At 66.6% G+C, this 23,113-nt stretch carries 20 protein-coding genes and 1 pseudogene; 3 read left to right on the forward strand and 18 right to left on the reverse strand.

Annotation, left to right across the window (positions count from 1 at the left end; translation table 11 throughout):
• Positions 1–34: 34 nt before the first annotated feature.
• The 10 genes and pseudogenes from H289_RS0117895 to H289_RS0117945 all read right to left on the reverse strand — a co-directional run bounded on the left by H289_RS0117895 (position 35) and on the right by H289_RS0117945 (position 10,244).
• On the reverse strand, positions 35–847 hold the full coding sequence (locus H289_RS0117895; protein WP_020102190.1) for an alpha/beta fold hydrolase: 813 nt from the start codon (positions 845–847) through the stop codon (positions 35–37).
• A gap of 143 nt (positions 848–990) precedes the next feature.
• Positions 991–1,212, reverse strand: a pseudogene (locus tag H289_RS0117900) (transglycosylase family protein); the annotation flags it as partial.
• A gap of 965 nt (positions 1,213–2,177) precedes the next feature.
• Positions 2,178–2,756 carry a molybdenum cofactor guanylyltransferase gene (mobA, locus tag H289_RS0117910; RefSeq protein WP_029105389.1) on the reverse strand — a complete coding sequence of 193 codons (579 nt, stop codon included), beginning with the start codon at positions 2,754–2,756 and terminating at the stop codon, positions 2,178–2,180.
• Positions 2,757–2,763: 7 nt separating this feature from the next.
• Positions 2,764–3,846 (reverse strand): 2-oxoacid:ferredoxin oxidoreductase subunit beta, encoded by a 1,083-nt coding sequence (locus H289_RS0117915; protein ID WP_020102194.1) that lies wholly within the window; start codon positions 3,844–3,846, stop codon positions 2,764–2,766.
• Entirely contained in the window at positions 3,843–5,798 is a 1,956-nt protein-coding gene (locus H289_RS0117920; protein WP_020102195.1) for a 2-oxoacid:acceptor oxidoreductase subunit alpha, read from the reverse strand. The genes H289_RS0117915 and H289_RS0117920 overlap by 4 nt, the downstream gene beginning before the upstream one ends.
• Positions 5,799–6,148: 350 nt before the next feature.
• The gene (locus H289_RS33070; RefSeq protein WP_020102196.1) at positions 6,149–6,301 is read right to left on the reverse strand and encodes a hypothetical protein; all 153 of its coding nucleotides are present in this window, start codon (positions 6,299–6,301) and stop codon (positions 6,149–6,151) included.
• A 95-nt stretch (positions 6,302–6,396) separates the two neighbouring features.
• On the reverse strand, positions 6,397–7,176 hold the full coding sequence (locus H289_RS0117930; RefSeq protein ID WP_020102197.1) for a sulfite exporter TauE/SafE family protein: 780 nt from the start codon (positions 7,174–7,176) through the stop codon (positions 6,397–6,399).
• A 68-nt stretch (positions 7,177–7,244) separates the two neighbouring features.
• Positions 7,245–7,607 (reverse strand): thioredoxin, encoded by a 363-nt coding sequence (gene trxA / locus H289_RS0117935; protein WP_020102198.1) that lies wholly within the window; start codon positions 7,605–7,607, stop codon positions 7,245–7,247.
• Between the two features lie 34 nt (positions 7,608–7,641).
• A complete protein-coding gene (locus H289_RS0117940; protein ID WP_020102199.1) occupies positions 7,642–8,844 on the reverse strand; it encodes an NAD(P)/FAD-dependent oxidoreductase in 1,203 nt (400 codons plus the stop codon).
• Positions 8,845–8,864: 20 nt separating this feature from the next.
• Positions 8,865–10,244: an MBL fold metallo-hydrolase gene (locus tag H289_RS0117945; protein WP_020102200.1), complete on the reverse strand. Its 1,380-nt coding sequence runs from the start codon at positions 10,242–10,244 to the stop codon at positions 8,865–8,867.
• Between the two features lie 307 nt (positions 10,245–10,551).
• On the opposite strand from H289_RS0117945, the gene H289_RS0117950 reads away from it, so the two are divergent.
• Positions 10,552–12,891, forward strand: coding sequence for an FdhF/YdeP family oxidoreductase (locus tag H289_RS0117950; protein ID WP_020102201.1), 2,340 nt, complete (start codon positions 10,552–10,554; stop codon positions 12,889–12,891).
• Positions 12,879–13,703 carry a formate dehydrogenase accessory sulfurtransferase FdhD gene (fdhD, locus tag H289_RS0117955; RefSeq protein WP_029105391.1) on the forward strand — a complete coding sequence of 275 codons (825 nt, stop codon included), beginning with the start codon at positions 12,879–12,881 and terminating at the stop codon, positions 13,701–13,703. The genes H289_RS0117950 and fdhD overlap by 13 nt, the downstream gene beginning before the upstream one ends.
• A gap of 78 nt (positions 13,704–13,781) precedes the next feature.
• Here the strand turns inward: fdhD and clpX are convergent, their stop codons facing one another.
• The 5 genes from clpX to H289_RS0117980 form a co-directional block, all read right to left on the reverse strand.
• On the reverse strand, positions 13,782–15,062 hold the full coding sequence (gene clpX, locus H289_RS0117960; protein WP_020102203.1) for an ATP-dependent Clp protease ATP-binding subunit ClpX: 1,281 nt from the start codon (positions 15,060–15,062) through the stop codon (positions 13,782–13,784).
• A gap of 341 nt (positions 15,063–15,403) precedes the next feature.
• A complete protein-coding gene (locus H289_RS0117965) occupies positions 15,404–16,057 on the reverse strand; it encodes an RsiV family protein (RefSeq protein WP_029105392.1) in 654 nt (217 codons plus the stop codon).
• A gap of 45 nt (positions 16,058–16,102) precedes the next feature.
• Positions 16,103–17,224: a BTAD domain-containing putative transcriptional regulator gene (locus H289_RS0117970; protein WP_020102205.1), complete on the reverse strand. Its 1,122-nt coding sequence runs from the start codon at positions 17,222–17,224 to the stop codon at positions 16,103–16,105.
• Between the two features lie 22 nt (positions 17,225–17,246).
• Positions 17,247–17,738, reverse strand: a complete 492-nt coding sequence (locus tag H289_RS0117975; protein ID WP_020102206.1) for a hypothetical protein — start codon at positions 17,736–17,738, stop codon at positions 17,247–17,249.
• Positions 17,735–18,949, reverse strand: coding sequence for a hypothetical protein (locus H289_RS0117980; RefSeq protein WP_020102207.1), 1,215 nt, complete (start codon positions 18,947–18,949; stop codon positions 17,735–17,737). Before H289_RS0117980 ends, H289_RS0117975 begins: the two co-directional genes overlap by 4 nt.
• Positions 18,950–19,129: 180 nt before the next feature.
• Between H289_RS0117980 and H289_RS0117985 the strand changes: the two genes are divergently transcribed.
• Positions 19,130–20,083, forward strand: coding sequence for a hypothetical protein (locus tag H289_RS0117985; protein WP_020102208.1), 954 nt, complete (start codon positions 19,130–19,132; stop codon positions 20,081–20,083).
• A 79-nt stretch (positions 20,084–20,162) separates the two neighbouring features.
• On the opposite strand, the gene H289_RS0117990 is transcribed toward H289_RS0117985, so the two are convergent.
• From H289_RS0117990 to tig, 3 genes are all read right to left on the reverse strand, one after another.
• A complete protein-coding gene (locus H289_RS0117990) occupies positions 20,163–20,798 on the reverse strand; it encodes an ATP-dependent Clp protease proteolytic subunit (protein ID WP_029105393.1) in 636 nt (211 codons plus the stop codon).
• Positions 20,799–20,809: 11 nt separating this feature from the next.
• Complete coding sequence (locus H289_RS0117995; RefSeq protein WP_020102210.1) at positions 20,810–21,403, reverse strand: ATP-dependent Clp protease proteolytic subunit; 594 nt, start codon at positions 21,401–21,403, stop codon at positions 20,810–20,812.
• A 185-nt stretch (positions 21,404–21,588) separates the two neighbouring features.
• Positions 21,589–23,097: a trigger factor gene (tig, locus tag H289_RS0118000; protein WP_020102211.1), complete on the reverse strand. Its 1,509-nt coding sequence runs from the start codon at positions 23,095–23,097 to the stop codon at positions 21,589–21,591.
• Positions 23,098–23,113: the final 16 nt, after the last annotated feature.

Genomic DNA, 23,113 nt, shown 5'->3' on the forward strand with positions numbered 1-23,113 from the left:
TTGTTAGCACATGACGGCGCGCCACCTCGCGCGATTATTGCCTGCGGTGGCGGTCGAGGAAGTCGTCGATGAGGGCATTGACGGTGTCGGGCGCCTCATAGGCGGCCAGGTGGCCGATCCGATCCAGGACCACCAGCTCCGAGCCCGGAATCGCCTCGGCCATCCGGCGTACTTCGGCGACCGGGAAACTCGCGTCCTCGCGGCCCGCCACCACCAGGGTCGGGACGGCGATGTGGCCGAACAGCGCATGCTGATCGGGCCGCCTGACCACGATGCTCTCCACCGCGAAGCTGGCGGACCGGGCATCGTTGCGCCTGATCATCGTCACCAGTCCGTCGACCAGGTCGGGCCGCTGACGGCGCGTGGTCTTCCCGAGGAAGCGCGGCACGACCGTCGACCGCACGAAGAGTGGGCGCCCGGCCAGCCGGGTCATCCGGGCCGCCAGCGCGAGTTGCAGGCGGTCCCAGCGGGGACCCCCGGACGCCGTGCCGTTGAGCAGCACCGCACACCCGACCCGCTCGGGGAATGTCGCCGACATCGTGCCGCCGATCATGGCGCCCCACGAATTGCCGACGAGGTGCGCCCACGGCAGGCCAAGCGCGTCCAGGACGTCGAGGTACGCCCGGGCGCTGGCCTCGAAGGTGAAGGCACTGCGCAGCGGCTCGCTGCGCCCCTGCCCCGGCGGGTCGACGGCGATCGTGGTGTAGCTCGTAGAGAAGTGGGCCACCTGCGCCGCGTACAGCGTGTGGTCGGTCAACAGACTGGGCATCAGGAGAATCGGGTCGCCAGAACCACTGACGTGGACCCGCAGGGTGCCGAGGCCGGTCGCGATGTCGTGCGTCGCCATACCCCATAGTTTCATCAAGTGACGGATCACCCCTGGCCGCCCGGGACAACGGCCGTGACAATGACAGAGGGTGTCGGACCGTGTGGTCCGACACCCTCTGTTTGTCTCGTTCGAGCGTTTGAGGCGCTCTGAGCCTTCGGGAATTAGCCCCGACGGCCGCAGACCGGCCAAGCGCCCATGCCCTGACGGGCGGCGACGTTCTCGGCGACTCGAATCTGCTCGTCCTTGCTGGCGGTGTGGGGCATGCCCGAGCCGCCGTTGGCACGCCAGGTGCCGAGGTTGAACTGCAGCCCACCGTAGTAACCGTTGCCGGTGTTGATCGCCCAGTTGCCACCAGACTCACAGGCTGCAACGGCGTCCCAGTTGTGGCCGCCGTCCGCATTCGCGGTACCGGTACCGATGACCATCGGGGCCACAGCAACTGCCCCAGCAACGGCAACCAGTCCAAGCGTTGTGCGGATGTTCTTCACGTTGTTCCTCTCGCCGAGCGCGCGCCAAACATCGCCCGCGCATAGGCGGTGCGAACTGCTGCCTGCCGGGCAGGCGTTAGGGGGCTGGATCGTGCCGTCTCGGTCAGACACGACAGCGGGGGCGGCTTGATCGGTCCGGGCTCGAAGCCGGCGGACACTACGGGCACCAGGCCATCTGCTCTGGTCCCACCGCGATCCCGCTCACACGCAGGTTCATGGTTTTTCAGTTATTTGCTCTCTTGGAGCAGCACGAGGACCGTAGCAAGGATTCGCCGGGCAATGTCGAACCCATCCCAGCCAGATAACAGGCAGATCACGGCCGAACCTGAGAGGAACATAAGCAGGTCACGCGTTATATAAAGCCCCGCTAACAAATCACAGTTCGGCAACATTTCGTGATAGAGGTCACCATGAAATTGTGGCCTGGCACACAGAATTCCATTCACACGAGTCACAGTTGTCGCAGGTCAGCGGCACATTTCTGCAGTGTCCGCGTTAAACCTCCGGCGTGTCGCCCGGTGAAATCCGGTTGCGCCGGAGCCGCAGTTCGCTGCCGACGTACGCGTCAAACCCGGTTGGACTTCATAGGGCCGCTCGACACCGCCGCCAATCAGCGCTTTTCATGCACCCGATGTGCACTGTTCGAGCGGCGTTAACCATCAACCGGCCCGCATGACGACTCAAACCTACTGCGCGGCAACATCTTTCGAATTCACGGCGTGCCGGAGCGGACAATTGCACGGAATTGTGTCGACTAATTCGAGAATTCGGCACATATGGCGGAATTGCAAGAAGTCCGAATTCGAAGAACAGCAAGAAATGCAAGAATGCACTGCCCGCGGTCAACCTTTGCTGACAGGTCAGACCAAATCGTCCGGGCTGTTGACGTTGACGAGCGCCCGCTGCCGGTCCATCACCACGCGCTGGGTGTCGGAGGTGTCGACCAGGGCCCGCATGCTGCGCCGCCCGTGGGCCACCAGCTCGTCGGCCCGGGTGGCCAGCGCGGTCCGGTAGATACCCGCCAGGTAGTGATCCCGCCCGTCCCAGGGCAGCACCACGTCGGCGTCGACACGTGCCGCGTACTCGGCCAGCTCGTCGATCAGCTCCGTCGTCAGATACGGCATGTCCACGGCGCACACGAAGGCGCGCGAGTATCCGGCGTCGGCCGCCGCGCGCAGACCACGAGCGGTGGCCAGCAGTGGTCCCACGCCGGGAGTCGCGTCGCGCAACACTTCCGCGTCCAGGTCAGGCAGCCCCTGGCCACGGGCGGCGATGACGAACACCGCCTGGCAGCGGGTTCGCAGCGTCGCCACCGCCTGCTCCACGAACGTGATCTCCCCCGCCGGCCCGCGGAACCGCACGGTGGCCTTGTCGCGCCCCATACGACGAGACGCCCCGCCGGCCAATACAACTGCGGCCAGCGGGGCGTCTTCGGTCAATGCGTTGTTACTCGTCGACTGTCCAAGTGTCCTTGCCACGCAGCAAGGATTGCAGAGCGGCGGTGTCGTGCGCCTTGGATTCCCGCGCCGAGGCGATCTGAGCCCGCGCTTCGTCGTCGTACGTCGGCCGGTTCACCTGACGGAAGATACCCATCACGGTGTGCTCGAGGTTCTGCTCCGACAGGCGCGACAGCGCGAAGGCGTAGGCCGGGTCGTCGAGGTGAGCGTTGTGCACCACGATGTCCGACGGATCGACGTCGGCGGTCTTCCCGATCTCCAGTCCGTAGCCGGACTTGGTCACGCAGTACTCGTTCTCCGCGCCGAAGGTGATCGGCTGGCCGTGCTGCAGGTTGATCAGGCGCTCCTCGGCGCCTTCCTTGCGCAGCGCGTCGAAGGAGCCGTCGTTGAAGATCGGGCAGTCCTGCAGAATCTCGACGATGGCGGCACCGCGGTGCTGGGCCGCGGCCTTGAGCACCTCGGTCAGACCCTTGCGGTCGGAGTCCAGCGCGCGGCCGACGAACGTCGCCTCGGCACCGAGGGCCAGCGACACGGGGTTGAACGGCTGGTCCAGCGAGCCCATCGGGGTCGACTTGGTGACCTTGCCGACCTCGGAGGTCGGCGAGTACTGGCCCTTGGTCAGACCGTAGATCCGGTTGTTGAACAGCAGGATCGTGATGTTGATGTTGCGGCGCAGCGCGTGGATCAGGTGGTTACCACCGATCGACAGCGAGTCACCGTCACCGGTGACGACCCACACCGACAGGTCCGGACGGGCGAGCGCCAGACCGGTGGCGATGGTCGGGGCACGACCGTGGATCGAGTGGAACCCGTAGGTCTCCAGGTAGTACGGGAACCGGCTCGAGCAGCCGATGCCGCTGATGAACGCGATGTTCTCGCGGCGCAGGCCCAGCTCCGGCAGGAAGTTGCGGATGGTGTTGAGGATGACGTAGTCACCGCAACCCGGGCACCAGCGCACCTCCTGGTCGCTGGTGAAGTCCTTGCCCTTCTGCGGCTGGTCCGTGGTCGGAACCAGGGCAGTCTTGCTGAGGGCTTCGGTCAGGCCCAGATCAGCACCGATCAGATCCGTCATGCGTTTGCTCCCACACCGGTTTCCACGGTGGCGGCTGCCAACCGTGCGAACTTGGCCTTGTCAGTTTCCTTCTCGCGCAACGATCCGTCCAGCGCCGCGCTGATGATGCCCTCGACCTCGTCGGCCAGGAATGCCATGCCCTCGACCTTGGTCACCGACTGGACGTCGACCAGGTACTTGCCGCGCAGCAGCAGCGCCAGCTGACCGAGGTTCATCTCGGGCACGACGACCTTGTCGTACTTGCGCAGGACCTCTTCGAGGTTCGCCGGGAACGGGTTGAGGTGGCGCAGCTGCGCGTGGGCAACCTTGACGCCGTTGCGCCGGGCGCGGCGGCACGCTTCGCCGATGGGGCCGTACGAGCTGCCCCAACCGAGCATCAGCAGCTCGGCTTCGCCGCTCGGGTCGTCGACCTCGAGGTCGGGCACCTTGATGCCGTCGATCTTGAGCTGGCGCAACCGGACCATGAGGTCGTGGTTCTTGGGCTCGTAGGAGATGTTGCCGGAGCCGTTGGCCGCCTCGAGACCACCGATGCGGTGCTCCAGACCGGCGGTACCCGGGATGGCGAACTGGCGCCCCAGCGTCTCGGGGTCACGCGCGTACGGCTGGAACGGCTCGCCCGACTTGGCGAACGTGTGCTCGATGGCCGGGTAGCTCGCGATGTCCGGGATACGCCACGGCTCGGAGCCATTGGCGATCGCGCCGTCGGACAGGATGATCACCGGCGTGTGGTACGCGATGGCGATCCGCACGGCCTCGACCGCGATGTCGAAGCAGTCCGACGGGGAGGCGGGCGCCAGCACCGCGACGGGCGATTCACCGTTGCGGCCGTAGAGCGCCTGCAGCAGGTCAGCCTGCTCGGTCTTGGTCGGCAGACCCGTGGACGGGCCACCGCGCTGCACGTCGATGACGATGAGCGGCAGCTCGGTCATGACCGCGAGGCCGATGGCCTCGGACTTCAGCGAGACACCGGGGCCCGACGTGCTGGTCACACCGAGCGCGCCGCCGTACGACGCACCGATGGCCGCTCCGATACCAGCGATCTCGTCCTCGGCCTGGAAGGTCAGGACATTGAAGTTCTTGTGCTTGGACAGCTCGTGCAGGATGTCGCTGGCCGGGGTGATCGGGTAGGTGCCGAGCACCACCTGGATGTCACCCAGCTGACCGGCGGCGACGATGCCGTACGCCATGGCCGTGTTGCCCGAGATCTGTCGGTATTCACCGGACTTGAGCTTGGCCGGGGCCACCTCGTAGGTGGTGCCGAAGGCCTCGGTGGTCTCGCCGTAGTTCCAGCCGGCCTTGAGCGCCAGCACGTTGGCCTCGGCGATCTCGGGCTTGCGGGCGAACTTCTCACGGATGAAGGCCTCGCTGTGCTCCAGCTCGCGGCCGTACATCCAGGACAGCAGGCCGAGCCCGAACATGTTCTTGGCGCGCTGACCGTCCTTCTTGGTCGCGCCGATGACCTCGACGGCGGCCAGGGTCAGCGTGGTCATCGCCACCGGGATGACGACGAACTCGGACAGCTCGTCGTTCTCGAGCGGGTTCTCCTCGTACCCGACCTTGGCCAGGTTGCGCTTGGTGAACTCGTCGGAATTGGCGATGATCATGCCGCCGCGCGGCAGGTCGGCGACGTTGGCCTTGAGTGCGGCCGGGTTCATCGCGACCAGCACGTCGGGGCGGTCACCGGCGGTGAGGATGTCGTAATCCGCGATCTGGATCTGGAACGACGACACACCGGGCAGGGTGCCCTGTGGTGCGCGGATCTCGGCGGGGTAATTCGGCTGCGTCGCAAGGTCATTGCCGAAGAGCGCGGCTTCCGAAGTGAACCGGTCACCGGTCAGCTGCATACCGTCACCGGAGTCACCGGCGAAGCGGATGACGACCTTCTCGAGCTTCTGCCGCGAGGCTGCGCCACTCCCGGCGCCGGTGCCGTTGTCGTCGTCGTTGAGACCCACGACGCCTGCCTTTCACACTCTGTTTCGACCGTCCGTCGCACTGTTCGGAGACGCCGCAGAACGGTGCTCACGATCGCCAGCCCGGCGCCCGCCAAAATTTTGATGTCACTGCTAGTACCGATTATTGCACTTCTCTTAGGGTGCACTCGCCAGGACGCGCCATTGAAGGCGGTGTGGCGGCCCCACAAATGCGCACGTCAAATCGATTGCAGCCGCTTGACACCTGTCAAAATGTGGCTTTCATCACGTTCCGGCAGGTGGAATTCCTAAGAACGCGGTTACCGATCGGTAGCGGTCCGCGCTAGCACTCGGCCGCGTCGGAAACATCCGGCGGCACAAGCGATTAGGCGTCAGTCCGGTTGCCCGTCTGGACGGGTGTCCAGACGGCGGCCGTGCCACCGCAACCGGAGCAGCATCAGCTGCCGGTGCGCCTGGAACCCCAACGCCAGCGGGTCGGCCCAGGCGCGGCGACCCGGCGTACCACGGCCGGTATCGGTATCCATACGGCCATTGTCCAGAAGCTGGGCAACCGCGCACGTCACGCGACGGGGCGCCGACATGTCGGTCTGGTGAAGATTTGCGGACACCGCTGGTCACGTCACAAGAAGCTCACGGCGACGGTGTCGATGAGCACATACGCCGCGACCGCGAAGACCAGGTAGGCGAACCAGCGCTGCAGCCGCCGGGTGTCGAGCCGGGTGCCCAGGTGGCCGGCGAGCAGCGAACCGACGATCGCGGTACCGACGAACGCCGCGGCGATGGTCCAGTCGATGCTGGTGCCGCTGAGGTGGGACAGCAGGCCCGCCAACGAGTTCGCGACGATGATGAGCAGCGAGGTACCGATCGCGATGGGCATCTCCACCCCGAGCATCAACACGAGCGCCGGAATGATCAGAAAGCCGCCGCCGACGCCGAAGAGTCCGGTGAGCAGCCCGACGAGGAAGCCCGCAGGAATCGATCTGGAGGCACAGCGGCGCCAATTGATGCCGGAATCACCGACTCTGCAGGCGGTACCGGTGCCGCCGTTGTCCTGCAGCATCCGGATTCCGGCCAGCACCATGACCGCGGCGAAGCCGACGAGGAGCACCGGCTGCGGCAGGTGGCGACCGATGGCACTGCCAATGAAGGTCGCCGGGATACCCGCCGCCGAGAACACGGCGGCCAACCGCCATTGGACGTGGCCGGCCCGAATCTTCGGCAGCGCGCCCACCGCCGAGGCGATGCCGACGACCAACAGCGACATCGGAATCGCCCGCTCGATGCCGAGCCCCAGCACGTAGACCAGGGCCGGCACCGCGAGGATCGACCCGCCGCCGCCGAGCAGGCCCAGCAGGGCGCCGATGACGGCGCCCAGGCCAAGGGCGACAACGATATTCACGGAACTTCACTCTCCTCGAACGGAACGGCGGGGCGCGTCATCGCGCATGGCGCGCGACGACATCTCGGTCAGTGCGTCTTGCCCGCGATCTGAGCACGCACATCGGCCATGTCGAGTGCCTTGACGCGGGTGATCAGATCCTCGAGGGCCGGAGCGGGCATCGCACCCGGCTGGCGGTACACGAGGATGCCGTCGCGGAACGCCATGATCGTTGGGATCGCCTGGATTTCGAGAGCGGCGGCAAGCTGCTGCTGCGCTTCGGTATCGACCTTGGCGTGCACCACATCAGGATGCGACTGTGCCGATCGGTCGAAAACCGGAGCAAAGGCGCGGCACGGACCGCACCACGATGCCCAGAAATCGATGAGGACAATGGGATTGTCGGTTATGGTCGCCTCGAAGTCGGCGGCGGTGACAGTTTTGGTGGTCATGGCGATTTCCTTTCTTGGGTCAGCAACCACATTGCTAGGCAAGGCCTTTCAACATCAGATGCCAATACATGTACGGCAGCCCGTACTTCTTCAGGTACCAGTACGCCCGGTGCGGGATGACCGGATCGAGCAGCGGGAACGAGGGCTTGAGGTTGAGGTCGTAGTCGAATTCGGCGAGCAGCATCGCGTTCGACGACGTGACGATCGGGCACGACGAGTAACCGTCGTAGGACGCGCGCAGCGGGCGGCCTTCAAGGAAGGAGTCGATGTTCTCGACCACCACCGGGGCCTGCTTGCGGATGGCGGCGCCGGTCTTCGAGTTCGGCGACGAGCCGGCGTCGCCGAGACTGAAGACGTTGGGATACCGCACGTGCTGCATCGTGTGCTTGTCGATGTCGACGTAGCCCATTGCGTCACCCGTCGACAACGCGCTGTGTTTGATCCAGTCCGGTGCGGACTGCCGCGGCACGGCGTGCAGTACGTCGTAGGGCAGCATGGCGTCGGTCCCACCGGCCCCGACGCTGGTGACGCCGACCTTGTGTGCGGTCGCGTCGACCAAGGTCACCTCGGAGTTGGTGTGCAAGGTGATGCCGTAATCGGCGATCACCTTGTCGAGGCTGTCCGCGATCGCGGGAATCCCGAAGGGCCGCGCGCCCGGCATGACGAGGTGGACGTCGATGTCCTTGAGCACGCCCTGCGACCGCCAGTAGTCCGACGCCAGATATGCGATCTTCTGCGGAGCCCCTGCGCACTTGATGGCTCCGGACGGAACGGTGAACACCGCAGTACCCGAACGCAGGTTCCGGACAAAATCCCACGTCCGCGGCGCGAGGTCGAAGCGATAGTTCGACGAAACGCCGTCCCGACCCAGCGTGTCCTCCAGTCCGTCGGTGCGATCCCAATCGAGTTGGATACCCGGGCAGACCACGAGCGCGTCGTACTCGTAGGTGGCGCCGTCGATACAGGTGACCGTGTTGGCGTCGGGATCGAAAGCGCTCGCGGCGTTTCTGATCCACGTCGCGCCCTTGGGCATCACCGACGATTCGGCGCGCTCGGTCTCGGCGGCCCGAGCCCGTCCGCCACCGACCAGAGTCCACAGCGGTTGGTAGTAGTGCTTATCCGAGGGTTCGATGACCGCGACGTCGGTGTAACCCTTACGCAGCAGCCGTGCCGCGACCGTGATGCCGGCGGTGCCGCCGCCGACGATCACGATCTGGTGCTTGGCAGTGATGGTCATATCTGTGATGTCTCCGATCTTCAGGCGTTCTCGACGGCTTCTGCCCAGGCGCCGTAACCGCCCAAGATGTCACTCACGTCGTTGAATCCATTCCGTCGCAACAGGCTTGCCGCGACAGATGAGCGGTACCCACCGGCGCAATAGACGACGGTCGGTTTGGCGGGGTCCAGTTCACCCAGGCGGGTGGGCAACTGCCCCACCGGGATGTCGATGGCGTTCGGGATGGTCCCGGCCGCGACCTCACCGGGGTTGCGGACGTCGACGATCTGGAGGTTCGGCAGGGTGGCGGCTCTTTCGCCAAAAGCCTTGGCGGTCAGGCGCGATGCCACCTGGACATCGTCCCGGTGTGCGACCAGCGCCGCGTAGGGCTCCGCCACGTAGCCGATCACCCGGTCGAAGCCGATCCGGGCGAGCCGGTTCTTACCCTCGAGTTCCTCACCGGGCTCGGTGAACAGCACGATGTCGACGTCAGACGGCAGGACGGAGCCGGCGAACTCGGCGTAACGCCCCTGCAGCCCAATATTGACCGCGCCGCGCAGGTGACCCAGGGCGAATTCTTCCGGTCCACGGCCGTCCACCAGGACAGCGCCGGCGTCAATCGCCGCGCGAGCCTGCGCGTAGGTCAGTGCCGACGGCATCTTGGTCTCGTCCAGCAGTTCACGATCCTTGCGGTTGAGGATCGCGTCATAGACGAAGTAGCCCGGCGCGGGCGGCTGGCCCTCGGTGACGAGGTCCACGAACGAGGCTTTGTCGGTGGCTCGCAACGCGTAGTTCGTCGCCTTCTGATCACCGATCGTCGACCACAGGTCCGTCGACAGGTTCTTGCCACAAGCCGAGCCCGCGCCGTGCGCCGGGTACACCCGGGTCGCATCGGGCAGCGTCATCAGCTTGTTGTGCAGCGACTCATACAGCTTGTCCGCCAGTTCTTCTCGTGTGAAACCGATCGAGGCCAGCAGGTCGGGGCGACCGACATCGCCGATGAAGAGCGTGTCCCCGGTCATGACGCCGTAAGGCGTCGCGTCGTCGGCGTGCTCGTACACCACCACGCTCATCGACTCGGGAGTGTGGCCGGGGGTATGGCGGAACTCCAGCGTCACGTCGCCCAGCGAGTACCGCTCACCGTCGGCGACGCCCATCGACTCGAACTCGGTCTCGGCGACCGCCGAGTAGACGATCTTCGCGCCGGTGGCCTCGGCCAGCTCGAGATGACCGGAGAGGAAGTCCGCATGAAAGTGGGTCTCGATGACCAATTCGATGGTCAGCCCCTGCGCTGCGGCATCGGCGACGTATCCGGCGACGTCGCGCTGCGGGTCCACAACCACTGCACGGCCGGTGGTTTCGTCACCGATCAGGTAGGACGCGTGCGACAGGCAATCCAGGTAATACTGCTGCAGGATCATCAGCGGCTTCTTTCTCTTCATTGGGTAGCACCACTCTGAGCTATACCCCTACAGGTATTAAATATACCCCCGGGGGTATCTTATTCCCAGTTCATTGTTATACGGGTGGGGGTATCGTCGAGCTCTCCTGAAAGTACCCCGGGTCATATACCCGGCATAGGGACTTAGGTCCCGGGTACCCGAGGGCGGCGCGGCGCACCGTCGCCTGCACCGGTAATAGGTGCCGCCTATCAGTGCATCTGAAATGCCGATCACGAACGCCGTCTCTCGGCCTGATCAGGCCGATCGTGAGGATTAGATTGGGCAGATGACCACCGTCAGCGACAACGACGTCGATGCCTCCTACGACGAACACGACGTAGCGGTCACCGGGGCGAAGCACGAGGCCGCCGGCGTCAAGGCCGTGATGGTCAGCATGCGCCGCACCATCGAGCAGATGGGGCCGCTCCGCACCGCGGAGACGCTGACCAGGATCAATCAGCGGCACGGCTTCGACTGCCCCGGCTGCGCGTGGCCGGAGGAACACGGCGGACGCAAGCTGGCCGAGTTCTGTGAGAACGGCGCCAAAGCCGTGGCCGAGGAGGCGACGCGGCGGCGCGTCACCCCGGAATTCTTCGCACGGCATTCGGTCGCCGAACTTGCCGAGCAGCCCGAATACTGGCTGTCCCAGCAGGGCCGCCTCACGCATCCGATGGTGCTGGCGCCCGGCGACACGCATTACCGCCCGATCGGCTGGGACGACGCCTACGCGCTGATCGCCGGCGAACTCAATGTCCTCGGCAGCCCCGACGAAGCGCTGTTCTACACCTCCGGCCGCACCAGCAACGAGGCCGCGTTCCTGTACCAACTTCTCGCGCGCAGTTTCGGCACCAACAACCTGCCGGACTGCTCCAACATGTGCCACGAGTCGTCGGGCACCGCGCTGGTCGAGTCGATCGGCATCGGCAAGGGCTCGGTCACCGTCGACGACGTCATCCACGCCGACTGCATCGTCATCGCCGGGCAGAACCCGGGCACCAACCACCCGCGCATGCTGTCGGTGCTCGAGAAGGCGAAAGCCGGCGGCGCCAAGATCATTGCGATCAACCCCCTCCCCGAGGCCGGGCTGATGCGATTCAAGGATCCGCAGAAGGTGCACGGCGTCGTCGGCCACGGGGTGCCCATCGCCGACGAGTTCGTGCAGATCCGCATCGGCGGCGACATGGCGCTGTTCGCCGGCCTGGGCCGGCTGCTGCTGGAAGCCGAGGACCGGGCGCCGGGAACCGTGGTGGACCGCGACTTCATCGACCGGCACTGCGCCGGCTTCGACGACTACGAATCCCGAACCCGCACAGTCGATCTGGACACCGTCACCGCGGCCAGTGGCATCAGCCGCGACCAGTTGCAGCGGGTCGCCGACGCGTTGATCCGCTCGGAGCGCACCATCATCTGCTGGGCTATGGGCCTGACCCAGCAGAAGCACGCGGTCGCCACCATCGGTGAGGCCACCAACCTGCTGCTCATGCGCGGCATGATCGGAAAGCCCGGCGCGGGCGTGTGTCCCGTGCGCGGGCACTCCAACGTGCAGGGCGACCGGACCATGGGCATCTGGGAGAAGATGCCCGAAGAATTCCTGGCCGCGCTGGACGCCCGGTTCGGCATCACCTCCCCGCGCAAGCACGGTCACGACACCGTCGACGGGATCCGGGCCATGCGCGACGGGCACGCCAAGGTCTTCATCGGAATGGGCGGCAACTTCGTCTCGGCTACCCCCGACACCGACGTCACCGCCGCGGCGATGCGCAATTGCGCTCTGACGGTACAGATTTCGACGAAGCTCAACCGCAGCCACGTCATTCACGGCCGCACAGCCCTGATCCTGCCCACCCTCGGTCGCACCGACAAGGACTTCCAGGCCGCTGGCAAGCAGGTGGTGTCGGTAGAGGATTCGATGTCGATGGTGCACCTGTCGCGCGGTGGGCTGACCCCACCCAGCGACCAGGTGCGCAGCGAGGTCGCGATCGTCTGCCAGCTGGCCCGGACCCTGCTCGGGCCGGCACACCCGGTGCCGTGGGAATCCTTCAACGCCGACTACGACGGCATCCGCGACGCCATCGCCGACGTCGTTCCCGGATGTGCCGACTACAACACCCGCGTCCGTCAGCCGGACGGCTTCCAGCTACCCCACCCGCCCCGGGATTCCCGCGAATTCCCCACGCACACAGGCAAAGCCAACTTCTCTGTCGAGCCCGTCGAATGGGTGCCGGTACCCGAGGGCCGGCTGGTGCTCCAGACCCTGCGCAGCCACGACCAGTACAACACCACCATCTACGGCCTGGACGACCGCTACCGCGGCGTCAAGGGTGGCCGGCGCGTGGTGTTCGTCAACCCCTCCGACATCGCTGCGCTCGGCCTGCGTGAGGGCAGCCGGGTCGACCTGGTCTCCGAATTCGACGGCCACGAGCGCCGCGCGAAAGACTTTCTGGTGGTGCCCTATTCGACACCCGCGGGCAATGCCGCGGCCTACTACCCGGAGACCAATCCGTTGATCCCGTTGGACCACACTGCACGGAAGTCGAACACGCCGGTATCCAAGGCAGTGGTGATTAGGCTTGTCCCAGGGGTCGAGCGCAGCGAGGGGGGATCGGACCAGCCATGGGTCGGGTAACCGCGCGCCGGCGGGCTGAACACGTCACCTCGGGTGGGTCGGTGTCACGGCCGGAGACATTGGCCGTCGAGGAACCGCTGGAGATCCGGGTCAACGGCACGCCCCTCACCGTCACCATGCGGACGCCGGGCTCGGATGTCGAACTGGCCCAAGGGTTTCTGCTCACCGAGGGCGTCATCGCCCGGCGCGACGACATCGCCCGCGTCGCCTACTGCCGCGGCGCCACCGACGACGGCACCAACACCTACAACGTGCTCGACGTGACGCTGGCACCGCACGTCCCGCCGCCGTCGGTCGACGTGACACGCAACTTCTACACCACCTCGTCGTGCGGCGTGTGCGGCAAGGCGTCCATCGACGCCGTCCGGACCGTCAGCCACTACTCCCCCGGCGACGATCCGACCACCGTCACCAATGCCACCCTGTCGGCGCTGCCCCAGCAGCTGCGGCAGGCCCAGAAGGTGTTCAACAGCACCGGCGGGCTGCACGCTGCCGCGCTGTTCAGCGCCGACGGTGAGATGTTCGTGGCCCGCGAGGACATCGGCCGGCACAACGCCGTGGACAAGGTGATCGGCTGGGCGCTCGAGCAGGGCCGAGTTCCGCTGACGAGCACCGTCCTCCTGGTCAGCGGCCGGGCGTCGTTCGAACTGACGCAGAAGGCCGTCATGGCGGGCATTCCGGTGCTCGCCGCGGTGTCCGCGCCGTCCTCGTTGGCGGTCGACCTGGCGAGCCAGGCCGGACTCACCCTCGTGGCCTTCCTGCGCAACGAATCGATGAACGTCTACACCCGGCCCGACCGCGTGGTCAGGTAGCGACTCTCCCGGCCCCAGCGGCCAATGGACCCAATGGGAAAGCCCCCGCCGGAGCGGGGGCTTTCCCTGTGGTGAGGCCTATGCGCTCTTGTCGCGACGCTCCGAGCGGGGCGCCTTGCGCGGCACGATGGTCGGCAGCACGTTGTCCTGCACGGTTTCCTTGGTCACGACCACCTTGGCGACGTCGTCGCGGCTCGGGATGTCGAACATCACCGGCTGCAGGACCTCTTCCATGATGGCGCGCAGGCCACGGGCGCCGGTTCCGCGGTGAATGGCCTGGTCGGCGATCGCGTCGAGGGCGTCGTCGGTGAACTCGAGCTCCACCCCGTCCATCTCGAAGAGCCGGACGTACTGCTTGACCAGGGCGTTCTTCGGCTTGGACAGGATCGACACCAGCGATTCCTTGTCCAGGTTGGTCACCGACGCCACGACCGGGAGACGGCCGATGAACTCGGGGATCAGGCCGAACTTGATCAGGTCCTCGGGCAGCACCTCGGCGAAGTGGTCCTGGGTGTCGATCTCGGCCTTGGAGTGCACCTCGGCGCCGAAGCCCAGACCACGCTTGCCGACCCGGTCGGACACGATCTTCTCGAGGCCCGCGAACGCGCCGGCCACGATGAACAGCACGTTGGTGGTGTCGATCTGGATGAATTCCTGGTGCGGGTGCTTGCGACCGCCCTGCGGCGGCACCGAAGCCTGCGTCCCCTCGAGGATTTTCAGCAGCGCCTGCTGCACGCCCTCGCCCGACACGTCGCGGGTGATCGACGGGTTCTCGCTCTTGCGGGCGATCTTGTCGACCTCGTCGATGTAGATGATGCCGGTCTCGGCGCGCTTGACGTCGTAGTCGGCGGCCTGGATCAGCTTCAGCAGGATGTTCTCGACGTCCTCACCGACGTAGCCGGCCTCGGTCAGCGCGGTCGCGTCAGCGATGGCGAACGGCACGTTGAGCATCTTGGCGAGGGTCTGCGCCAGGTAGGTCTTGCCGCAACCGGTCGGCCCGAGCATCAGGATGTTCGACTTGGCGAGCTCGACCGGCTCACCCCGGGAGTCACGCGACTTCTCCTGCGCCTGGATGCGCTTGTAGTGGTTGTAGACGGCCACGGCGAGCGTCTTCTTGGCGTTGTCCTGGCCGATGACGTAGCCCTCGAGGAAGTCCCGGATCTCCTGGGGCTTGGGCAGCTCATCGAGCTTGACGTCGTCGGCGTCGGCCAGCTCCTCTTCGATGATCTCGTTGCAGAGGTCGATGCACTCGTCGCAGATGTAGACGCCAGGTCCAGCAATCAGCTTCTTGACCTGCTTCTGGCTCTTTCCGCAAAACGAGCACTTCAGCAGGTCACCGCCGTCTCCGATGCGCGCCATGGGGTGAGGCCCTACTTTCTCCGGTCGCCGTCAGTCGTTACACCAGATAGTGGGTTATTCCGGGTGTGATCCCGACGCTACCCGTTCGCTCCGTTGCGGTGCGACCGAAAGGGCCGAATCGCTCCGGTGGTATTTATCCGTGTGCAGGAGAACATAGCCCGATCGGTGGCTTGCCACCCCTCGGCGCGCTGACCGTGATTCTGGCGTGTCTTTCCGGCGCCGCGTGGCGTTGGCTCGGCAAGCCTCTGATCAGGGCTGTTCACCTATCCGCAACCCTACCGTGTGCACATCGAAGCTGCCGACGCGTTTCGCGGCCAGCGCAAGAACGCGGCCCGTCCGGCCTATCCCTGGAGCCGACCGCCCAGCTCATCCACCGGGACCGTCACCGTGAGCGGGCCACCGTTGCCCGCGAGCTGGCTTTCGCCGAAAAAGAAGGTGACGGCCTCGTCGGTGAGCGCGAAGTTCCGGTACGAGCCACGGTCCGGTTCGATCAGCGCGGCGTTGCGCGCCTTCAACGCACGCTGCACCACCGGCGTGAGAATCGCCGCCGGATCGGAGCCCGGCCCGAACAGCGAGTCGATGGTGATCGGCCCGCCATTTCCGTAGGTGAAGGTCCGGTACCGGATGTCGGGGTGGCCTTCGTGGGCCAGGCCCGTCGGGTCGACGATCTTGAGCACCAGGCTCTGGGTCCGCGCCGAGCGGTACACCGTCGGCGTCACGGTCTCGGTGTACACCCGGCCGCGGCCGAACTCGTCCACCCAGCCGACGAAACCGGCGCGGTCCTGGGCCAGGAAGTCCGCGACCGCTTGCTGGTCGGGATAGTCGACCGGGAAGGCGACGGTCCGGTCATACCCGGTGCCGACCTCATGGATCCGGCAGATGCCGGTGGCGTCGGGCGTCCCGCCCAGGGCACCACACGTCTGCTGAGCGGACGCGGCCGGCGCGACGCTCAGGAACGTCACCGCCGCGGCCAGGGCAAGAACCGAAATCCTCATGCCCACATGGTTCGCCGCTGCCCTTGGCAGATTCTTGGTGTGCTCCTACCCGAGCTCGAGGGTGAATTCATGTGCGCCGATACGGATGCGGTCGCCGTCGAACAGATTGGTGTTGGCCTCGATCCGCGTGCCCTGCACGTATACGCCGTTGGCCGAACGCAGATCCACCATCACCGGCCCGGTGCCCGCATCGACGATGACGGCGTGGTGCCGGCTGACGTCTGCCGCGTCGAGCACGATGTCGTTGTCGGCCTGGCGACCGATCCGGGTCGCCATCGCGCGCAGGGCAAACCACTGCCCGGACGCGTCGCGCAGGCCCGCCCTGGACGCCGTCGACCGGGTGGAACCCGAGCGGAGCCGGCCGATGGTGTGCACCGCCGTCGCCTGCGCGGCGCCCTGAACGTCGAGTGGTTCCTGACGCAGAATGCGTTGCTGCAGGGCACTTATCGCCGAGCCGGGATCGATACCGAGGTCCTCGGCCAGGATCGACTTCACGCGCCGGAACGCGTCGAGCGCGTCCGCCTGCCGCCCACAGCTGTAGTAGGCGGTGATCAACTGCGCCCACAGGGGTTCGCGGTAGGGGTGTTCGGCGACCAGGGTCTCCAGCGGGCCGATCACCAGAGCTGCCTGGCCACAGGCGATTTCAGCTTCCGCACGCGCGGTCTCCACGGAGATGCGCTCGTCGACCAGAGCGGCGGCGACGGCGTCGACGAAAGCGAAGTCGGACAGATCGCCGAGGACCGGCCCCCGCCACTGCGCCAGGGCCGCCGACAGGTGCACCGCCGCGGACGGGAACTGACCGGCGGCCGCCGCACGCAACCCAGCGAGCTTCTCCTTCTCGAAGCGCCCCAGGTCGGTTGCGTCCTCCGCCACGTCGAGCCGGTATCCGGGCGGGGCGGCGGCCAGGGCCTCCCGCGGCATTCCGGACTCCGCCAAGATCTTTCGGAGGTTGGAGATGTAGGAGTGCAGCGCGGTGCGGGCGGCCGCGGCCGGTGACTGCTCCCACACCGCGTCGATCAACGCATCCACCGACACCGGGCGGCCGCGGCCCAGCAGCAGCATCGCGAACACCGCGCGCTGCTTGGGTGCGCCCAGTGAGACGACGCGGTCGTCGACGGCCATCCGCAGCGTGCCCAGAACACCGAAATCGATTCCGGTCGGCCACATGGGCCGAGGGTATCGGGTGCTATCAGCCGATGCGGGCTATTGCCAGTTCGGCGAACGTCTTCAGCGTTTCGCAGCGCCACACGTAGCTGCCCGTGACGCGATAGATCCGTTCGCCCGTCAACAGCACCGTGAGCGTCGTCGACGGCGGCGTGACATTCGGTTCGTACGTGCAGACCGCCTTGACGCCCACGCCGTCGACCGCGGTGGCCCTGGGCCACTCGGCCACCTGGCGGAATGTCGTTGCGGCGTCCCACGGGAACGCATCGGCGAACCGGACATCGGATTCCAGGCTGCGCCGCCCCAGTGGCTCGTCGAATGCCCGGTAGGCACAAGACAATTCGGGCAGTTGGGTCCGGATCGGTTCGGCCGTCGCCGGACCGTCGAGAAAGACCGCGGCTTCGTCGGGGTGCACCCAGCCGCAGGCCTCGGTGGTCACCTGGTCGTCAGCGTGCGCGGCCGGCGACAGGGTCGCCGCGGCAGCGACGGCCACCAGTGCGGACGCGAACCGCCTCATGACCGGTAGCCCTCCGCGAATGTCATGGCGTCGACGACGCGGCCGTCGTTCACGGTGGGGCCGAGCAGGACCTTGGTGGAATTCGCGGCGGGGTCGTAGGACATCAGCGCCGTCGACGGGCTGCAGCCGCTCGTCGACTTCAGGATCAACGAGTCGCCGGACGCCCCGACGACGTCGATCTTGTCACCCGCACCCGGCACCTTGACCCGCTGCGTATGCCCGTCAGCGGTCACGCGGGAGAGGAAGATGACGCCGCAAGCACCGAGCGACTGCACGAAGGTGCCGCTGGGCAACTGCCAGGCGTCGATATCGCCGTAGTCGCCGTCGAATCCCGGTTCGTTCTTCGCGTTGTTGACGGCGGTGAGCGCGGTCGGCGCCGAGCCGTCGATCGGCACCTTCCACAGCTGGCTTCCGGCGGACTTCTGCGCGGTGCAACTGGCGACGAAATCCGTTGGCGCCAGCCATCGTGTGGTCCGGCAGACGGCGCCGGGCATCGGTACCGGCAGCACCCGCCCGACGGTGCCGTCGTTGCCCATGAGCACGAAGCTGTTGTCCGTTCGCGGTGCCGCGTCGTTGCCCCGGTTGGCCGTCGACAGCACGAGCGTCGTGCCGTCGGGTGTTTCCAGGTAGTCGCCGCCGAATCGACCGGCGCCGGCGAGGTTCTCGGTCGGGTAGGTCAGTTGCACGTTGCCGGCGAGGTCGACGCGCTGCAAGGTGCTCGGTTGGTCCTGACTGCTGCTCGACAGCACGATCGCCTGGCCGTTCGGGCGGCTGAAACGGGCGGAGGCGCGCGTCGGGAAGGACGTCTGGTTGCCGGTGTGCAGATCGACCACGATGACGGTGTCGTCACCCATCGAGAACAATGCCCGACCGCCGTCACCCGACCAGTCCAGCAGATGCGGCTTCCAGCCCTTGTCGTTCGGCTCGAATGTCGTGATGGCGTACCGGTGCCCCGCCGGGTCGATCAGGAACAGCGTGTCGGCGGCTTTCGCGGGCGGCGCCTCGTCGGGCGCGGGCCGCTCGCCCGGGCGACGTCCGGCCACCGGGTTCCAGGTGGCCAGCGTCCAGCCGTCACCGACCTGGTTCCACGGCACCGGCATCGCGGCCTCGGGAGTGGGATTCGCCTGGGCCACCGGCAATCCGACCGCCAGGGACACGGCCAGGGCGGCCGTGGCCAGGGCGGCGGCGGTGCGGCGGGAGTGTCGGTTCATGGCAGGTCCTGTTCGAATGGCCGGGATCGTGGTCACGTCACAGGGTGCGGTGGGCGCCTTGGCGGATTCTTGGTGCCACATACGGCGATCGACTGAAGACAGCAGTCATTGACGCACGCGACAATTACGGGAACGGTCCGCGCTGAGGGCGCCCGCCGACATCCACCCGAGGAGGCAGCCATGACCGCACACCACATCTCGAACGTCCACCGCGTCGAGTGCGCCACCATCACCGTCGGCATCCTGGCCGCGGCTCAGGTGACACATCCGCCCATCGCGGCGCCGGCCACGGCCGCCACCGGGCAAGCAGGTGTGACGGTGGTCCAATTCACTTCGCTGTCAACGGTTCTGAACTCCGTACAGCGCGATCTGCAACAGCAGTTCGCGGTTGTCCATCCGAAGCCGACGCCGACGCCGACCTCGGCCGGCACCATGGCCGCACCGACACCGACCGCCGCCGCCGTACCCACACCCACGGCCGCGCTCAGCCTGCCGAGCCTGCCGCCTCTTCCGACCCCGGACCAGATTGTCGCCGCCATCTCAGCCATCCCCGCCACGATCGCCTTGAGCGCGGTCGGGGTCTTCTTCGTCTCGGCGCTCATCGCCGCGGGATTCCTGCAGCAGTTCCCCATTTTTCAGGCCGTACCGCAGCTGGCCGTACCGGCGATGATCCTGGGGGCCGTCGTTGTCGCACCTTTCGTGATCGGCCTTGCCGTGTTCAACACCATCAGAGCCGTGTTGCCGTTGGCGGCGACCGCAGCCGTCACGCCCGCCCCGGTTGCCACAGTGAATCCCCTGTCGGCCCCGACACCGGGTGCATCGACAGACACCATCGCCGACCCGACGGCCGATACGACGCACCGCGCACCGCCGGCCCCGGCGAATACGCGAACTACTCCCGCGAACACCAGAGCCGGCAAGACCACACCCGCGACGGCGCTCGGAACGCCCGAGGGCCCGGATCCGACGCTGCCCACAGCGGACCCTCAGACCTCGCCCAAGCCGGGACGGCAAGCCCCTCCGCGTAGCGATCCATCGAGTTCATCCGCAACGCAACACGGTGCATCCAAGAACAAGAAGCCCAAGTCAGACACGTCATCCCCCGCCCCGAAGGGCAAGCCCGACAAAGCCTGACCGAACGGCGGCGCATCAGGCATAAACGTGCAGCGGCCGCCAGCCTGGACAGGCTGACGGCCGCTGCACGTTGTGGGACTCAGGCCTTCTGGGCCGAGAGCTTCCGGTACTCGAGGACCGTGTCGATGATCCCGTAGTCCTTGGCGGCGGTCGCGGTGAGGATCTTGTCGCGGTCGGTGTCCTTGCGGATGACGGCGGCTTCCTTGCCGGTGTGCCGCGCCAGCGTCTCCTCCATGAGGCTCCGCATGCGCTCGATCTCGGCGGCCTGGATTTCCAGGTCGGAGAACTGACCCTGGATGACGCCACCGAGCGACGGCTGGTGGATCAGCACGCGGGCGTTCGGCAGCGCCATGCGCTTGCCCGGCGTACCGGCGGCCAGCAGGACCGCGGCGGCCGAGGCGGCCTGGCCGAGGCAGACCGTCTGGATGTCGGCGCGGACGTACTGCATGGTGTCGTAGATGGCCATCAGCGAGGTGAACGAGCCACCCGGCGAGTTGATGTACATCGTGATGTCGCGATCGGGGTCCTGCGACTCGAGCACCAGCAGCTGGGCCATCACGTCGTTGGCCGACACGTCGTCGACCTGGGCGCCCAGGAAGATGATGCGCTCGTCGAACAGCTTGGCGTAGGGGTCGACGATGCGCTCACCGAGGTGGGTGCGCTCGCTGAACTGCGGCAGGATGTAACGCGCCTGCGGAGCCAGCTCCGGGTTCAGATGCTTGGAGATCACTTCGAGGCTCCCTTGCCGCCGTTGAGGTTTGCACGGGTGATGATGTGGTCGACGAAGCCGTATTCCAGCGCTTCCTGCGCCGTGAACCAGCGGTCGCGGTCGGAGTCCGCCTCGATCTGCTCGATGCTCTTGCCCGTGAATTGGGCGTTGAGCCGGAACATCTCCTTCTTGATGACGTGGAACTGCTCGGCCTGGATCGCGATGTCCGCCGCGCTACCGGTGACGCCACCGAGCGGCTGGTGCATCAGGACGCGGGCGTGCGGCAGCGCGTGGCGCTTGCCCTTGGTGCCGGCGGCCAGCAGGAACTCACCCATCGACGCGGCCATGCCCATCGCGTAGGTGGCGATGTCGCACTCCGACAACTCCATGGTGTCGAAGATCGCCATGCCGGCGCTGATCGAGCCACCCGGCGAGTTGATGTACATGTGAATGTCCTTGGACGGATCTTCGGCCGTCAGCAGCAGGATCTGGGCGCACAGCCGGTTGGCGATGTCGTCGTCGACCTGCGAGCCCAGGAAGATGATGCGCTCGGCAAGCAAACGCTCATAGACCGAGTCCGTGAGGTTGAGCCCCGGTGCGCTTGAACGCATGTCAGTCACGACTGGATACCTGCTTTCTCGAGTTCGTTCACACGACACTAACCAACGGCCGACGGCCGCGAGTCCCCGACGCGGTCTAGTTCGCTCACAGCGTCACAGTCGCCGGAGAGCGGACGGTGCCGCAGGCATCAGTGAAGACACCTGCGGCACCTGTACCACGATCAGAGTTCGAGGACTCAGTCCTCGTCCTTCGAATCCTTGGCGGCCTTCTTGGCCTTCTTTTCCTTGGCCGGCTTCTCGTCCTTGGCCTCAGCCTTCGCCTTCTTGGCCTTGGCGGGCTTCTCGTCCTCGGCCTCGGGCTCGTCGGCGGCGGGCGCTTCGGCCTCGTCGCCGGCCTCGGCGACCTCGGCCTCAGCGGCGTCGCCGGCCGGGCCGAAGAACTCCGCGGTGTCGACCGCGTTGCCGTCGGTGTCGGTGACGGTCGCACCGGAGACCACAGCGGCGATGGTCATGCCGCGACGGATGTCGGCGAACATGGACGGCAGCTGGTTGTTCTGCTGCAGGATCTGGATCAGCTGCTGCGGCTCGATGCCGTACTGGCGGGCCATCAGAGCGATGCGCTCCATCAGGTCGCCCTGGCCGACCTTGACGTCCAGCTCATCGGCGATGGCGTCCATCAGCAGCTGCGTCTTGACGGCCTTCTCGGCGTTGGTGCGGGTGTCCGCGTCGAACTCTTCGCGGCTGCTGCCCTGCTCCTTGAGCTGCTCCTCGAACTTGGCCTCGTCGTGGTCGAGTCCGTGGATCGCGTTGTGGACGGTCTCGTCGACGGTCGCCTGGACGATGGCCTCGGGCAGCGGCACCTCGATCTGCTCGAGCAGGGTCTCGACGGCCTTGTCGCGAATCTGCTCGGCCTGGCCGATCTGCTTCACCCGGCGAACCTGGGTGACCAGGCTCTCCTTCAGCTCGTCGATGGTGTCGAACTCGCTGGCCAGCTGGGCGAAGTCGTCGTCCGGCTCCGGCAGCTCGCGCTCCTTGACCGACTTGACGGTGACGGTGACCTGGGCTTCCTTACCGGCGTGCTCGCCGGCGGCCAGCGTGGTCGGGAATTCCTTGGACTCGCCGGCCTTCAGGCCGATGATGGCCTCGTCGAGACCCTCGATCAGCTGACCGGAACCGATCTGGTGCGACAGGCCCTCGGTCTTGGCTTCCGGCACGTCCTCACCGTCGACGGTGGCCGACAGGTCGAGCGAGACGAAGTCGCCGTCGGCGGCCGCGCGCTCGACACCGGTCAGGGTGCCGAAGCGGGCGCGCAGGTTCTGCAGTTCGGCGTCGACCTCGTCGTCGTTGATGACAATCGGGTCAACGGTGATCTTGATGGCCTTCAGGTCCGGGAGGGCGATCTCCGGGCGGACGTCGACCTCGGCGGTGAAGACGAGCTCGTCGTTGTCCTCGAGCTTGGTGATGTCGATCTCCGGCTGGCCCAGCGGCTTCACGTCCTGGGCGGTGACGGCCTCGCCGTAGCGGGCCGGGATGGCGCTGTTGACGACCTGCTCCAGCACCGCGCCGCGGCCGACGCGGGCCTCGAGCAGCTTGGCCGGCGCCTTGCCGGGACGGAAGCCGGGCAGGCGGACCTGCTTGGCCAGCTCCTTGTAGGCCTGGTCGAACTCGGGTTGAAGCTCGGTGAAGGGCACCTCCACGTTGATGCGAACCCGGGTGGGGCTCAACTGCTCCACGGTGCTCTTCACAGCGTTACTCCTTGTT

The organism is Mycobacterium sp. 360MFTsu5.1 (assembly GCF_000383495.1).
Classification (GTDB): Bacteria; Actinomycetota; Actinomycetes; order Mycobacteriales; family Mycobacteriaceae; genus Mycobacterium; species Mycobacterium mucogenicum_B.